This is a genomic window from Cryobacterium glucosi (genome assembly GCF_004402235.1).
Classification (GTDB): domain Bacteria; phylum Actinomycetota; class Actinomycetes; order Actinomycetales; family Microbacteriaceae; genus Cryobacterium; species Cryobacterium glucosi.
Genome location: NZ_SOFS01000019.1, coordinates 24,544 through 38,459 on the forward strand (window position 1 = coordinate 24,544; position 13,916 = coordinate 38,459).

Genomic DNA, 13,916 nt, shown 5'->3' on the forward strand with positions numbered 1-13,916 from the left:
GGAGCTATGACCTCTTCACCCGTTCTGCAGTTCCACGACGGCCACTCCATCCCGCAGCTGGGGCTCGGGGTCTACAAGATTCCGGATGCCGACGCGGCCGACGCCGTGCAGGTCGCGCTCGAGTCCGGGTACCGGCACGTCGACACCGCAGCGCTCTACGCCAATGAGGCCGGCGTCGGCCAGGGCATCGCCCGGGCCGGCCTCCCCCGCGGCGACGTCTTCGTGACGACCAAGGTGTGGAACGCCGACCACGGCTACGACAGCACCCTGCGTGCCTTCGACGAGAGCCTCGGCAAGCTCGGGCTCGACTACGTCGACCTGTACCTGATCCACTGGCCGGCCCCGCGCCAGGACAAGTACGTCGACACCTGGCGGGCCCTCGAGGCGATCCGCGCCGACGGGCGGGCCCGCTCGATCGGCGTCTCCAACTTCCACCCGCATCACGTCGACCGGCTTCTCGCCGAAACCGACGTGGTTCCCGTGGTCAACCAGATCGAGCTGCACCCCTGGCTGCAGCAAGCGGATGCCCGTGCCTACGACGCCGCCCACGGCATCCTCACCGAAGACTGGTCACCCCTCGCCCGCGGCAGGGCGATCGGCAACCCGACACTCGACGCCATCGGCGCCCGCTACGGCAAGTCAGCAGCGCAGGTCGTGATCCGCTGGCACCTCGACCTCGGGAACATCGTGATCCCGAAGTCGGTGACACCGTCCCGCATCCGCGAAAATCTCGACGTCTTCGACTTCAGCCTGGACGCGGCCGACCTCGCCGCGATCGCGACCCTCGACTCCGGCGAGCGCACCGGCCGGGACCCCGACGACCTCGGCTGATCGCCCCCGCACGCACCAGTATCCGCGAGAGTGCTACCAGCGCGGGTGGATCTGGGCGCGGAGGAGCCGGTCGTAGATGTCGCGAACGCCGGCGAGGAACTCGGCGCTGAGCGGGGGAACCGACCCGGCCGCGGCGTTGCCCTGCGCCTGCGCGATCGAGCGCGCGCCGGGGATGACGGCGCTCACGCCGTCCTGCTGGGCGACCCAGGCGAGCGCGGCCTGTGCGGGCGTGAGCCCGGCGGGAACGAGCGCGGCGAACTCGGCGACCGCCGTGAGCCCGGTCTCGTAGTCGACGCCCGAGAAGGTCTCGCCGACGTCGAAGTGGCTGCCGTCGCGGTTGTAGTTGCGGTGGTCGTTCTCGGCGAAGGTCGTGGCGCGGGTGTACTTGCCGGTGAGCAGACCGCTCGCGAGCGGCACCCGGGCGATGATGCCGACCCCGGCGGCGCGGGCCGCGGGAAGCACGGTGTCGAGCGGCTTGAGCCGGAACGCATTCAGGATGATCTGCACCGTCGCGGTGGCCGGGCGGGAGATCGCCGCGAGGGCCTGGTCGCAGGTTTCGACGCTGAAGCCGTACGCGGCGATCGTGCCGTCGGCGACGAGGGTGTCGAGCGCGTCGTAGACCTCGCCCGATTCGACGACCGCGCTCGGCGGGCAGTGCAGCTGCACGAGGTCGAGGGTGTCGACACCGAGGTTGCGGCGGGAGCGTTCGGTCCAGGCCCGGAAGTTGGCGAGCACGTAGTTCTCGGCGAGCTGGTCGACGCGGCGGCCCATCTTGGTCGCGACCGTGATCCCGGCGTCCTTGCCGTCCCCGGCGAGGTAGCGCCCGATGATCTGCTCGCTGCGTCCGTCGCCGTAGACGTCCGCGGTATCGAAGAAGGTGACGCCGGCGTCGACGGATGCTGCGAGAACGGCGGTCGCGTCGGCCTCGCTGACGTCCCCCCAGTCCGCTCCCAGTTGCCAGGTTCCGAGCCCGATCACGGAGACGGTTCGGTCGGTTCTTCCCAGGGTGCGTGTGTCCATGTCCCCAGCCTAATCACCCGGCCGGCCGCCCTGGTCAGCGTGCGACAGCGGATGCCGGTGCGCGCGGCCCCTCCGGGTCCACCGGTCGGTCGTCGACCCCTGTCGCAGTCTCGATGACCGCGAGCAGCTCCCGGGCCAGGCGCGGCCGGATCAGGTGGTCGTTCGCCTCCACGCGGTGCATCGAGACGTGGCGCATCCGCTCGATCACGGTCAGGCTGCCCGACTGGATGAACGCGTCGAGGCTGCCGTAGACGACGTCGACGGGCACGCGCAGGATCGCGATGTCGCTCACGAGGGTCTGCGATTCGATGCAGTGCTCGAGGGACTTCACGAAGGGGGTCCAGTTGCGTTCGGTGATCTCGAAGATGCCCTTCGGCAGCATCCGCGAGATGATCGCCGCGTTCGTGATGGTGCGATCCTTGTTCTCCCGCAGGAACGCATAAACGCGCAGGTACACATTGACCCGGGCACGCACCCAGCGGTCCCCGATCTCGGACGGCGAGAGATAGACGGGCGGGCCCACGAGAACAACGCGCGAGATTCGGGTGCGGCGATCGAACCGGGTCAGCTGCGACGCCGCGAGCCGGGCGACGATGAGGCTGCCGAGGGAATGGCCGACGAGCACGAACGGCTCGCGCAGCCGGAGCGAACGGATCGTGGCTGCGAGCGCCTCGACGTGGTCCTCGAGCCGGTACTCGCAGCCCTCAGGAGCCGGCGATTCGCCGAAGCCGAGGATGTCGACCGCGATGACCCGGTGCCGCGGGGTGAGCAGCGGCACCAGTTCCCGGAACGTCACGGACGAACTGGCGATGCCGTGCACGAGGATGACGACCGGCCCCGTGCCTTCATCGGTCGCGATGTGCAGGAGGGGCGGGCGGCGTCGACGGAACCGATCCCTCATCGCCGCCCACCATCCCATGACTCAAGTATCGTCGCGCAGGCCTTCCTTGAACTCCTTGGTGGCCTTCGTCGCGTCGCGCTCGGCCTCGGCGTGCTTGACGCCGGCCTCCGCGCGCTTGACCTCGGCATCCGCCTTGATCTCGTCGACCTTGTCTTCGATCCGGTCCTTGGTGTCCTCGAACGTCCGGCTGATCTTCTGCCCGGTCGCGTCGAGGGCGTCCTTGGCGTTCTCTGCGAATCCCATGTTTCCTCCGTCGTGTGTCGAATGTGTCTCATGGAGCGTGCGTGTCAGGGAGAGCGCGTCTCGTGGAACGTGTGTCCCGTGGCACTCGGCCGGCGTTGCCTGGCCGATGAATCGACCCTAACAACTGCGCCCGCACCGAGACGGGATTGTGATTCGACTCCCAGACGGCGTCCAGACAGTGGCCTCAGGGCGCGCCATACAGTTGCCCCATGAAACGTTTTCCCGCCGCCGCAGCGCTCCTCGCCGCCGTGCTCCTGCTGGCCGGATGCTCCGCCTCCGGCTCGTCGAACGATGCCGGCTCCTCCGTGACGAACCCCGGAACCGGCGCCGCAACGGGCGACGGAACGACCAAGGATTCCGGGATCCTCGGGGCCCCGCAAGCCGGAGACGCCGCCGGGAGCGCCACCTCGGGCACCGTCGCCGGCAGCACGAGCGAAGTCGCGTCGGGCCAACGCGACGTGATCATGACGGGATCGATGTCGGTCACGGCAAAAGACCCGATCAAGGCGACGCAGGACGCCGTGACGATCACCGAGCAGGCCGGCGGCCGCATCGACAGCCGCACCGAGAACCCCGCGACCGACAACCAGCCGGCCAGCGCAACCCTCACCCTGCGCATCCCGGCCGCCGCCCTCGACCGCACGGTGACCGACCTGAAGAAGCTCGGTACCCTCAACTACGTGTCGCTCAACGCCTCGGACATCACCCAGCAGACCCAGGACCTCGACGCCCGCATCACCGCCCTGAAGACCTCCGTCGACCGGCTGCTCTCACTGATGCAGCAGGCGACGACGACGACAGACCTGATCGCGATCGAGGGCACGCTCTCCCAGAGGCAGGCGGACCTCGAAAGCCTGCAGTCGCAGCGCAATTTCCTGTCCGATCAGGTCGACTTCTCGACGATCACCCTCTCCCTCTACTCAACGGGCACCGTCGCGCCCGGCGCCCCCGGCGACTTCTGGACCGCGATCGGGGCCGGCTGGGCGGCCATGGTCGGCGCGCTCGGCGCCGCGCTCGTCGGCATCGGCTACGCGCTGCCGTGGATCGCACTCCTCGGCGTGACCGCGCTCATCGTGATCCTCATCGTGCGGATGTCCCGGCGCAAGGGAAAGGCTGCTTAGGCTTGGGGGGTGACCCACTCCACCCCCCACCGCTCCCCGCCGGGCCCCACAAAGGTCCGTCGAACGGATGTCTGACGCCACCGTCAGCATCGGGGTCTTCGACAACGCGGGCTACACCCGCGCGGTCCTCGACCTGACCATGCGCCTCGCCGAGGTCATCTTCGCCGCCGGTGCCGGCGCCGAGGATGCCACCGCCGCGATGGAAGCGATCACCCGCGCGTACGGGCTCAAGGGTACCGAGGCGAACGTGACGCACACGATCATCGCCCTCACCCACGAAGACCCGGGCACGCACGAGTCGATCACGCGCAGCCGCAACGTCAAGTACCGCTCGCTCAACTACGGGAAGCTCACCGCCACGAGTGAGCTGATCGCCGAACTCATCGAGAATCCCATCGATGTCGCCGACGCGCGCAAGGCCCTCGCGACCATCGTGAGCGCCCGCCCCCAGGTCACCGCGCTCTGGCGTCGGCTCGGCTGGAGCCTCGTCGGCGCCGGCGCCGCCGTACTGATCGGTGGCGGGCTCACCGTGCTCGTCGCCGCGTTCATCGCGACCTTCTTCATCGACCTGATCACGACGGCGCTCGACCGGCGACAGGTGCCGGTCTTCTACCAGAACGTCGTCGGCGGGGCCATCGGCCCGATGACGGCAGCTGTCGTCGCGCTCGTCGACCCGTCCGCGAATCCCTCCCTCGTCGTGATCGCGACGATCATCATGCTCCTCGCCGGGGTCACGACCTTCGGCGCGGTCCACGACACCCTGTCCGGCTTCTACCTCACCGGAACCGCCCGCATGATGGAGGCGCTCCTCATCACCGGCGGCCTGGTGACCGGCGTCGCCGGGGCGTCGCTCCTCCTCGCCCGGTTCGGCCTGGTGCTGCGGGTGAACGGCAACGTCGCGTTGACGTTCGCCGACGTGGCCGCGCTCCTCGCGGCATCCGTCGTCATCGTCGTGGGCTTCGCGCTCGCGGTGCAGGTGCCGTGGCGCGCGTACTGGGTCGTGTGCCTGCTCGGGGCGCTCGCCGAAATCCTGTACCTGGGTGGCACGAGCGCGGGCTTCGGGCTGGTCTGGTCGTCGGCGGCCGCGGCCGTCGGAGTGGGGCTCGCCGCCGCGCTCACGTCACGGGTCGTGCGCACGCCGCCGCTCGTGATCGTCGTGACGGCACTCGTGCCGCTCGTGCCCGGGCTGACCCTGTTCAGCGGCCTGCTGCAGCTCTCCGACGGCAACATCGACGGCGTGCTCAGCATGCTGACCGCCGGTGCGGTCGCCGTGGCGCTGGCGGCGGGGGCGATCCTCGCCCAGTACCTCGTGCAGTTCGTCTGGGGCCCGGCACGCAGGCTGCAGCGCCGCTTCGTCGGTCCGCTGATGGCGCTTCCGGTGCGGCTCAGCCGCAGCCCGGGCAAGCGCATCTAGCCACGCCACGTGCACCGTTCCGGTCGAGAGTGCCCGTTCCGCGCGTCACTCTCGACCGGAACGGAACACGTCCTGTCCGTCCGGCAGCCCGGGGTCAGTTCGGGACGTCGGCCTCTCCGGTTTCGTCGTGGAGGTCCTCGACGTAGCGGTACGAGATCGGTTCCTCGGTGACGTGCCCGAGCTTGAAGACGCGCCGCACGATCTGCCCGTCCTCCTCGACTTCGAGGGTGACCTCCTGGGCGTATCTGCCGTTGACGTATTCCAGTACTCGTTCGGTTCCCGCGGCGATCGGGTTGGCGCCGTAGAAGATCGCCCGGTACGTGTCGTTCTCGCTCATATTCCCTCAATCCCTCAGGTGGCTGGTCGCACACAGCCTACGACCGGCGCGCCCGGGCACAAGGGCCGGGCCGAGCGGATGCCGTTCCCAGCGATTCCGCGTAGGGTCGAGGAAGACGATGCCGCTGGGGCTCGGGTCGAAGGAGTGCACATGGCTGACAAATCACCCAAGAAGGACGCGACCAAGAAGGTCGCCGGAAAATCTCTCAAGGAGAAGCGTGCCGACAAGCACGCCAAGTCCAACGAGACGGCCGAGAAGGCACGGAAGGCGTAGCCTCCGCCCGATTAGTTTCACGCAGTTCCACTGCAGACAGGGTGCTGTCCCGCTTCGGCGGGGCGGCACCCTTCTTCCGTTAGGCCAGGTCCCGCCGAATGCCGGAGACGGCCTCGGAACCCCGGATCTCGACGAGGAGCTCCAGGATCCGGTCGACGACCGCCGTCGTCACCGCCCGGCAGACGATGCTGTGGCGGCCCAATTCCGTGAGGCCGCCGGCCCGCACCCGGATCACCTCCCAGCCGACCTCGTTCAGGGCCGCGTCCTTCTCCCGGTCTGAGGCCTCCTTGAGGCCGCGATGCGCCAGGCCGTCGCGCCCAGGGTCGTCGTATTCGATCGCGATCCGGAGCGCCGGAATGATGATGTCCGGCCAGACCTCGGGCTTGCCGTAGAAGGTGCGGCTGATGCGTACGGCATTCACTCGGTGCGGCAGGCGGATGCGCTCCCCGAGCGCCACCCGCAGCCGTTGCTCGGTCGCGGAGGTGCCGAGCCGCAGGCCGGGCTTCATGAACGGCACGCCGCCCTCGAACCGGGCGGCCGGGGCGGCGGCATTGGCCTGGCACCGGGGGCACCCGGGGCCGGTGAGGGCTTCGCGGACCGTCGCGGTGTACCGGGAGTGGCCGCGGGTGCAGATCCAGTCGTAGACGGCGCCGATGCGGGTCTCCTGCGCGAGGGCGCCGCGCGCGCCCGCCGCGACCGTGCCGACCAGCTGGGCCCTGGTGCGCCGGGTCTCACGCAGGAGCACGCAGAGCGGGCAGTCCCTGTTCAGGGTGATGCGCGCATCCGCTGCCGGGGCGCCGTGGCCGCAGCGGAACCGCACCGCAGTGCCGCCGCTCGCTGTGCCGCCGCCTCCTGCCGGGATGTCCGTGCCGCTCATGCCCCGCTCCCTCGTTCGTGGCCGAGGCTACCGGGCACCCCCGACACCGGTGCTGCGGATGCCGCGTCAGACGGCCTCGAGCACGCTCACGTAGTTCGCGACGCCGACTCCACCCATGTTCTGCACGAGCGCACGGCGCGGGGCATCGAGCTGCATGTCGCCGGCGGTGCCGGTGAGCTGCATCGCGGAGACGACGTGCTGCGACACTCCGGTCGCCCCGACCGGGTGGCCCTTCGCCTTGAGTCCGCCGGAGATGTTGACCGGGAGCCTGCCGCCGCGGTACACCCAGCCCTCCTCGACGGCCCGGCGGCCCTCGCCGGGCGGGGTGAGCCCCATCGCCTCGTACATGATCAGCTCGGCGATCGTGAAGCAGTCGTGCACCTCGGCGAAGTCGAGCTCGTCCAGGCCCACCCCCGCCATCCGCAGGGCGCGTTCGAACGAGATCCGGGTCGCCGCGAAGGCGGTGGGGTCGCGGCGGGCGGCGGGCAGGAAGTCGTTGGCCTGACCGAAGCCGGTGAGCCGCACGGGATCGGTCGCGGCTCCGGAGCGGCGGGGCGCCCCTGCCGTGAGTACGATCGCGGCGGCCCCGTCGGAGACCGGGGAGCAGTCGGTGCGCCGGAGCGGCCCGGCCACGATCGGATTCTTCTCGGAGACGGTGCGGCAGAAGTCCTCGCCGAGGTCCTTGCGCAGCTGGGCGAAGGGGTTGTCGACGCCATTGCGGTGGTTCTTGGCGGCGATGGAGCCGAGCACGTCGCCGACGTCGCCGTAGCGGTCGGCGTATGCCTCGGCGACGACGGCGAAGAGGCCGGCGAAACCGGATGTCGACGGCTGGCCGGCCAGGTCGTAGTCGGCGCCGAGCAGCGCGGATCCCACCCGCTCGGATGAGGCATCCGTCATTTTCTCCGCCCCGATCACGAGCACGGTGCGGGCGGTGCCGGCAAGCAGGGACTTGACGCCCTGCTGGAACGCGGCCGAGCCGGAGGCGCAGGCGTTCTCGACCCGGGTGGCCGGAACGTACGCGAGCGCCGGGTCGGTCTGCAACGCGAGCGAGGACGCGAAGGCGAGCGGAACGAGCCCGGAGTTGAACTGGCCGAGGTAGATCTCGTCGATCTCGCCGGCGTCGACGCCGGAGTTCGCGATCGCCTCGGTGGCGACCTGCACGATCAGGGTCTCGAGGGTGTCGTCGCTGAGCTTGCCGAAGCGGCTGTGCCCCCAGCCGGCGAGGAGGACGTCGGTGCCGAATTGTTCCTGGAGGCTCACAGTCGCACAGCTTTCTGGTCGGTTGCGGTGTTGGTTGCGGTGTCGGTTGCGGTGTCGGTTGCGGTGTCGGTTTCCGTCTCCGAGACCGTGAAGTCCGGTTCCGTGCAGGCGCGGAGATCCTCGAGGGTGACCCCGGGGGCGCGGCGACGCAGCACGAGCCCGGTCTCTGTCACGTCGAAGACAGCGAGGTCGGAGATGATCCGGTTGACGACCCCGACGCCGGTCAGCGGCAGGCTGCACTCGGTCACGATCTTGGGGGCGCCGTCCCGTGCCACGTGTTCGGTCAGCACGACCACCCGCGGGGTGCCCGCGACGAGGTCCATAGCGCCGCCCATTCCCTTGATCATCTTGCCGGGGATCGTCCAGTTGGCGAGGTCCCCGCTGCCGGACACCTGCATCGCACCGAGGATCGCGACCTTGACGTGACCGCCGCGGATCATGCCGAACGAGATCGCCGAGTCGAAGACGGATCCGCCCGGCAGGATCGTCACGGTCTGCTTGCCCGCGTTGATCAGGTCGGCGTCCTCCTCGCCCGTCCAGGGGAATTGCCCCATGCCGAGCAGCCCGTTCTCGCTCTGCAGCGTGACCGAGACCCCCTCAGGCAGGTTGTTGGCGACGAGCGTCGGGATACCGATGCCGAGGTTGACGTAGTCGCCGTCGTGCAGTTCGCCGGCCGCGATCGCGGCCATCTCGTCTCTGGTCCACGTCATGGGGTACTCCCTGGGTGTCGATCGGATGGGGGGTCTCTGGTGGGTGGGTCGCGGGCGGCTCAGGCCGGCACCACGACCGCGCGCTCGCGCACGGTGCGCTGCTCGATCGGCTTGGCCCGGGCATCCGCCTGCACGAGGCGTTGCACGTAGACGCCCTGCGTCACGACGTCGTGCGGGTCGATCGTGCCGCGCGGCACGATCTGTTCGGCCTCGGCGATCGTGACGATGCCGGCGGTCGCGACGAGCGGGTTGAAGTTGCGGGCGGTGTACCGGTAGACGAGGTTGCCCTCCGTGTCGGCGCGCCAGGCGTGCACGAGGGCGACGTCGGCGACGATGCCGCGTTCCTGCACGTAGCGGATGCCGTCGAACACCGCGTGGGGCTTGCCCGCTGCCACGAGGGTGCCGACCCCGGTCTTCGTGTAGAAGGCGGGGATTCCTGCTCCCCCGGCCCTGAGGCGCTCGGCGAGGGTGCCCTGGGGGCTGAATTCGACCTCGAGCTCGCCCGCGAGAAGCTGCTCGGCGAAGAGCCGGTTCTCGCCGACGTACGACGCGATCACCTTCCGCACCTGCCCGGTCTCGAGCAGCCGGCCGAGACCGATCCCGTCGACGCCCATGTTGTTCGAGACGACCGTGAGATCACGAACACCGGATGCCCGCACCGCGTCGATCAGGTCGGCGGGAATCCCACAGAGGCCGAAGCCGCCCACCGCGAGCACGATCCCGTCGTGGAGGACGTCACCGAGTGCGTCGGCCGCGCTGGTCAGTACCGTGGACATGGTCGTCTCCTCATTGAGCATTCACTGTGTCCACCCTGTGGACACGCTGTCTGACGGCCATGCTAACCGGGCGGCGAAGACCCTGTCAATCGCGGAAATCCGTGCGTTTGATTGCGCATCCACCCCGTGAACACTAGGCTCACCATCATCCACATTATGGACACATAGGAGTCGAGATGACCACGGTTGACGCAAAGGGACCGAGCGGCACCGTGCAGGGCGCCCAGGTGACGGCCCGGATCGCCCTGCTTCTCCGGCTCGTGGGCCGCGCGCCGGGCGGGGCTGCGCTCTCCGACATCGTGCGGGACTCCGGCCTGACCCGGCCGACCGTGCACCGCCTGCTCACCTCGCTCGCCGCAGAGGGGCTGCTCGACCACGATCCCGTGCGGCACACCTGGCACTACGGGCCCGAGATCTTCGTGATGGGGGTCGTCGCCGCCGACCGATACCCGATCGAGGAGCTCGCCCGGCCGAGCCTGCGCCGGCTCGCCGAGGAGACCGGCGAGAGCGCCTTCCTCTCCATCCGCCGAGGCGCGGAGACCGTCTGCCTGCTGCGGGAAGAGGGCAGCTTCCCGATCCGGTCGTTCGTTCTGCACGAGGGCGTGCGGTTCCCGCTCGGCGTCGCCTCCGCCGGGCTCGCGATCCTCGCGTACCTGCCGGAGGACGAGGTGACGGCATTGCTGGGCGGCGAGCTCGCAGCGACGTGGGGTCCGGCGCACACGGCGGCGGGCATCCGCTCGAACCTCGAGCTCACCCGCACCACGGGGTATGCGGTCAACCCCGGGCTGATCCTGGAGGGCAGCTGGGGCATGGGAGCGGCGATCTTCGATCGGTCCGGCCGGCCGGCGTGGGCGCTGTCCCTGACCGGGATCGAGCCCCGGTTCCGGCCGGAGCGACAGGAGTTCCTCGGTCGCCTGCTCCTCGAGGAGGCGAACCGGATCACCCAGGAGTTGCAGAAGCCCGGCCCGCTCGCGCACTGATCCGCGCAACCCTCACGTGTCGCCGAGTATCGTCGTGGCTGGAATTCACCCCGGAAACGACAAAAGGACCGGGGCCGCTGGGCCACGATCCTTCTGTCTTGCCGGTGGAGCTAAGGAGATTCGAACTCCTGACCTTCTCATTGCGAACGAGACGCGCTACCAACTGCGCCATAGCCCCCAACCGCTTATGAAGAATATCACGCGTTGGGCCTCGTTCTGAGCACACCCCGTGCGCGGCGACCTCCTGGCGGAACGGGGGTGCTCGTCCGAGTGCCTACCCGGCGGCGCGGCGGCGGCGCAGAACGGCGTCGAGGTCGGTCATTCCCGGCTCGGTCTCGCCGACGATGCCCATCGACGCGAAGCGGCTGACCGGTGCGGCGACCGTTGCCTTGCCCGCGACGGCGACCGGCCCTGTCTTCGTGACCGGCCTTGTGCCCACGTTCGTGCCCACGTTGCTGCCCAGGCTGCTGCCCTGGGCGAAGATCGTTCCGGTGTGCCGGAGCGGCGTGACCGCGACCTGCAGCTGGTCGGCTCGGCGGGCCACCTCGGCCTCCGCGGCTGCCCGGCGGAGCTGCGCGGCGGCATCCGCTGAAGCCATGGCGACCTGGGCGACCGTGCCGGGGGCGAGGTGCAGCGGGCGGGGCAGCGGGTGCGGCGTCCAGGTCTGCACGGGAACGGGGGTCTCCTCGAACTGCACCGGTTCGAAGTCCTGCCCGACGAGCGGCCGGGAGCGGGCTTCGGCGACGGCGGGGCCCGCGGCGACGGACCGGGCCCTGGCGTGCGCGCTGGTGCGGGCGAGGCGGTTGAGGGTGCCGAATGCGAGGACGCCGGAGGCGGCGCCGACGGCGAGGAGGACGGCCGAGCCGCCGGAGACCAGGGCGACGAGGCCGAGTGTGACGGCCAGGAGGCCGCCGAGGAGCACGAGGGTCGCGAGGGCACGCACGCGGCGCACGCGCCGGCTCCTGGCCGCTGCATGCCCGATGACAGTGGACTGGGCGACGCGTTGGGCGGCGGCCTGCACCGCGGCGACCTGCGCGGCGGCGGCGCGTTCTGCTGCGGCCTGGGCGGCGACCGCGCGGCGGGCGGAACTCGCGGCGGCCATCACGGCCTTGGCCTCGACGCGAGCGTCCTCCTCGGCCTGCGCGAGCAGCTTCTGCTGGGTCACGACCGTGCGGGCATTCGCCTCGAGTCGTACCTCCTGCGGAATCTCCGACGTCTCCGCGAGGATACGCATGGTCTGCTGCAACCGAACCGCATTGCGTTCGATCGTGAGATATTGGCGTCGTCGGGTCCAGGTCGGCATCAAATAGGCCACCCAGAGCACGGCGGCGACCCCCACCATGACTCCGCCACCCAGGACCTCGCTACTCATGCTCCCTACGGTATGAGTCAGGGGCCGTTCCGGCGCTGATTAGACGGGGTGTGTCCGCCGACTCGCCGGTGAATCGACGATTCTTTTTGCGCGGCGTGTCTTTTTGCGCGGCGTCTCTTGTGCGCGGGATTGTGGTTCGATGCTCAGTACTCGGCCACACCGAGCGGATGCGCCGCCGCGGCCCTGTCCGCGGGGGTCACCGCCGCAGCATCGGCGGGGGCTGCCCCGTCGCGCCAGCGGCGCAGCACGCCCTGGCGCACTTCCTCGGCCACGAGGGCGAAGCAGAAGTGGTCGCGCCAGTCGCCGTTGATGTGGATGTAGCGGCGGCGGAGGCCCTCGTAGCGGAAGCCGAGCTTCTCGACGACGCGCAGGGAGGGGCCGTTCTCCGGCCGGATGCAGATCTCCATCCGGTGCAGCCCGAGCTGCCCGAAGCAGTAGTCGGTCGCGAGGGCCACGGCGATCGGGGTGATCGAACGACCGGCGAACTCCTCGGCGACCCAGTACCCGATCGTCGCGCTCGACAGCGAGCCCCAACTGATCGAGGAGACGTTGAGCTGCCCGGCCAGCCGGCCCTGGAATTCGATCACGAACGGCAGGCCGTTCCCGGTGCGCGAGTGCGCGAGCAGGCTGCGGATGCTCGCGCGGGTGTCGAAGGACATCGGCGCATATGGGCTGGTCGCCTCCCAGGCGCGCAGCCAGCCTCGGTTCTCCATCAGGGAGCGTTCGAGGTTTTTGTCATCGCGCAGCCGGATGGGACGCAACGTCACATCACCGTCGAAGAGCGTCGGAATCGCGATCGCCACAACCTGCCTGTCTACTCGGATTCAACTGGTGTTCCCCCACTGTAGTCACCCGGATCAGTCCCCGAGTCACCCCGATCAGTCGAGGGTGGCGGCGAATCCCTTGAGCCATGGGCGCAAGTCGGGACCGAGGTCTTCGCGGTCGACGGCGAGCTGCACGATGGCCTTGATGTAGTCGAGCCGGTCGCCGGTGTCGTAGCGGCGACCGCGGAAGATGACGCCGTAGACGCCGCCCGTGGTCTCGGGGTTCACCGCCATCTCCTGCAGGGCGTCGGTCAGCTGGATCTCGTTGCCCTTGCCCGGCTCGGTGTGCTCGAGCACGCCGAAGACCGAGGGGCGGAGCACGTACCGGCCGATGATGGCGAGGCTCGACGGGGCATCCGCTTCAGCGGGCTTCTCGACGAGGCCGGTGATGCGCACGACGTCGGGGTCGTCGGTGGCCTCGATCGCGGCGCAACCGTAGAGGTGGATCTGCGAGGGCTCGACCTCCATGAGCGCGATGACGCTCGTGTTGCGTTCGACCTGCTCGGTGAGCATCTTCTCGAGCAGCGGGTCGCGGGCATCGATGATGTCGTCGCCGAGGAGCACGGCGAAGGCCTCGTTTCCGACGTGCATCTTCGCGCGGAGGACGGCGTGGCCGAGGCCGAGCGGGTCGCCCTGGCGAACGTAGTGGATGTCGGCGAGGTCTGTCGCGAACTGAACCTTGGCGAGGCGGTCCTTGTCGCCCTTCTGGATCAGGACGTCCTCGAGCTCGGTCATCCGGTCGAAGTGGTTCTCCAGGGCGTTCTTGTTGCGCCCGGTGATCATCAGGACGTCGTTCAGGCCGGCCGCGACGGCCTCTTCGACGACGTACTGGATCGCCGGTTTGTCGACGACGGGGAGCATCTCCTTCGGCATTGCTTTCGTGGCCGGGAGGAAGCGAGTTCCCAGACCAGCAACGGGAATGACGGCTTTCGTGATGCGTGTACCCATGGCCCCTACGCTATCGGCATCTAGGATGA

General features: G+C 69.5%; 16 protein-coding genes and 1 tRNA gene. 5 read left to right on the forward strand and 12 right to left on the reverse strand.

Features of this window, described 5'->3' with window-relative positions:
* Positions 1 to 6 precede the first annotated feature (6 nt).
* Positions 7 to 831 carry an aldo/keto reductase gene (locus tag E3O46_RS08610; protein ID WP_134561541.1) on the forward strand — a complete coding sequence of 275 codons (825 nt, stop codon included), beginning with the start codon at positions 7 to 9 and terminating at the stop codon, positions 829 to 831.
* 33 nt (positions 832 to 864) lie between these two features.
* Here the strand turns inward: E3O46_RS08610 and E3O46_RS08615 are convergent, their stop codons facing one another.
* From E3O46_RS08615 to E3O46_RS08625, 3 genes are read right to left on the reverse strand one after another with little or no spacing between them, the layout of a single operon-like run.
* Positions 865 to 1,851 (reverse strand): aldo/keto reductase, encoded by a 987-nt coding sequence (locus E3O46_RS08615; RefSeq protein WP_134561542.1) that lies wholly within the window; start codon positions 1,849 to 1,851, stop codon positions 865 to 867.
* 34 nt (positions 1,852 to 1,885) lie between these two features.
* Positions 1,886 to 2,752 carry an alpha/beta fold hydrolase gene (locus E3O46_RS08620; protein WP_241975490.1) on the reverse strand — a complete coding sequence of 289 codons (867 nt, stop codon included), beginning with the start codon at positions 2,750 to 2,752 and terminating at the stop codon, positions 1,886 to 1,888.
* 21 nt (positions 2,753 to 2,773) lie between these two features.
* On the reverse strand, positions 2,774 to 2,995 hold the full coding sequence (locus tag E3O46_RS08625) for a hypothetical protein (protein WP_134449340.1): 222 nt from the start codon (positions 2,993 to 2,995) through the stop codon (positions 2,774 to 2,776).
* 209 nt (positions 2,996 to 3,204) lie between these two features.
* Between E3O46_RS08625 and E3O46_RS08630 the strand changes: the two genes are divergently transcribed.
* Both E3O46_RS08630 and E3O46_RS08635 read left to right on the forward strand, forming a co-directional pair.
* The gene (locus tag E3O46_RS08630; protein WP_134561543.1) at positions 3,205 to 4,116 is read left to right on the forward strand and encodes a DUF4349 domain-containing protein; all 912 of its coding nucleotides are present in this window, start codon (positions 3,205 to 3,207) and stop codon (positions 4,114 to 4,116) included.
* 67 nt (positions 4,117 to 4,183) lie between these two features.
* Positions 4,184 to 5,530, forward strand: a complete 1,347-nt coding sequence (locus E3O46_RS08635; RefSeq protein WP_134449338.1) for a threonine/serine exporter family protein — start codon at positions 4,184 to 4,186, stop codon at positions 5,528 to 5,530.
* 94 nt (positions 5,531 to 5,624) lie between these two features.
* Here E3O46_RS08635 and E3O46_RS08640 read toward each other — a convergent pair whose 3' ends face one another.
* A complete protein-coding gene (locus E3O46_RS08640; RefSeq protein ID WP_134449337.1) occupies positions 5,625 to 5,867 on the reverse strand; it encodes a hypothetical protein in 243 nt (80 codons plus the stop codon).
* A 150-nt stretch (positions 5,868 to 6,017) separates the two neighbouring features.
* Between E3O46_RS08640 and E3O46_RS18850 the strand changes: the two genes are divergently transcribed.
* The gene (locus E3O46_RS18850) at positions 6,018 to 6,140 is read left to right on the forward strand and encodes a hypothetical protein (protein ID WP_255453709.1); all 123 of its coding nucleotides are present in this window, start codon (positions 6,018 to 6,020) and stop codon (positions 6,138 to 6,140) included.
* 79 nt (positions 6,141 to 6,219) lie between these two features.
* Here the strand turns inward: E3O46_RS18850 and E3O46_RS08645 are convergent, their stop codons facing one another.
* The 4 genes from E3O46_RS08645 to E3O46_RS08660 all read right to left on the reverse strand — a co-directional run bounded on the left by E3O46_RS08645 (position 6,220) and on the right by E3O46_RS08660 (position 9,763).
* Positions 6,220 to 7,017: a hypothetical protein gene (locus E3O46_RS08645; protein WP_134449336.1), complete on the reverse strand. Its 798-nt coding sequence runs from the start codon at positions 7,015 to 7,017 to the stop codon at positions 6,220 to 6,222.
* Positions 7,018 to 7,083: 66 nt separating this feature from the next.
* Positions 7,084 to 8,277: an acetyl-CoA acetyltransferase gene (locus tag E3O46_RS08650; RefSeq protein WP_134561544.1), complete on the reverse strand. Its 1,194-nt coding sequence runs from the start codon at positions 8,275 to 8,277 to the stop codon at positions 7,084 to 7,086.
* Entirely contained in the window at positions 8,274 to 8,987 is a 714-nt protein-coding gene (locus E3O46_RS08655) for a CoA transferase subunit B (protein WP_134449334.1), read from the reverse strand. The genes E3O46_RS08650 and E3O46_RS08655 overlap by 4 nt, the downstream gene beginning before the upstream one ends.
* 59 nt (positions 8,988 to 9,046) lie before the next feature.
* Complete coding sequence (locus tag E3O46_RS08660) at positions 9,047 to 9,763, reverse strand: CoA transferase subunit A (RefSeq protein ID WP_134561545.1); 717 nt, start codon at positions 9,761 to 9,763, stop codon at positions 9,047 to 9,049.
* A gap of 176 nt (positions 9,764 to 9,939) precedes the next feature.
* Here E3O46_RS08660 and E3O46_RS08665 point away from each other — a divergent pair, with 176 nt between their 5' ends.
* Positions 9,940 to 10,743, forward strand: a complete 804-nt coding sequence (locus E3O46_RS08665; RefSeq protein ID WP_134449332.1) for an IclR family transcriptional regulator — start codon at positions 9,940 to 9,942, stop codon at positions 10,741 to 10,743.
* A gap of 105 nt (positions 10,744 to 10,848) precedes the next feature.
* Here the strand turns inward: E3O46_RS08665 and E3O46_RS08670 are convergent.
* The 4 genes from E3O46_RS08670 to galU all read right to left on the reverse strand — a co-directional run bounded on the left by E3O46_RS08670 (position 10,849) and on the right by galU (position 13,887).
* Positions 10,849 to 10,921, reverse strand: a tRNA-Ala gene (locus E3O46_RS08670).
* 96 nt (positions 10,922 to 11,017) lie between these two features.
* Positions 11,018 to 12,115, reverse strand: coding sequence for a hypothetical protein (locus tag E3O46_RS08675; RefSeq protein ID WP_134561546.1), 1,098 nt, complete (start codon positions 12,113 to 12,115; stop codon positions 11,018 to 11,020).
* 143 nt (positions 12,116 to 12,258) lie between these two features.
* Positions 12,259 to 12,918 carry a GNAT family N-acetyltransferase gene (locus E3O46_RS08680; RefSeq protein WP_134449330.1) on the reverse strand — a complete coding sequence of 220 codons (660 nt, stop codon included), beginning with the start codon at positions 12,916 to 12,918 and terminating at the stop codon, positions 12,259 to 12,261.
* 75 nt (positions 12,919 to 12,993) lie between these two features.
* The gene (galU, locus tag E3O46_RS08685; protein WP_134558259.1) at positions 12,994 to 13,887 is read right to left on the reverse strand and encodes a UTP--glucose-1-phosphate uridylyltransferase GalU; all 894 of its coding nucleotides are present in this window, start codon (positions 13,885 to 13,887) and stop codon (positions 12,994 to 12,996) included.
* Positions 13,888 to 13,916 lie beyond the last annotated feature (29 nt).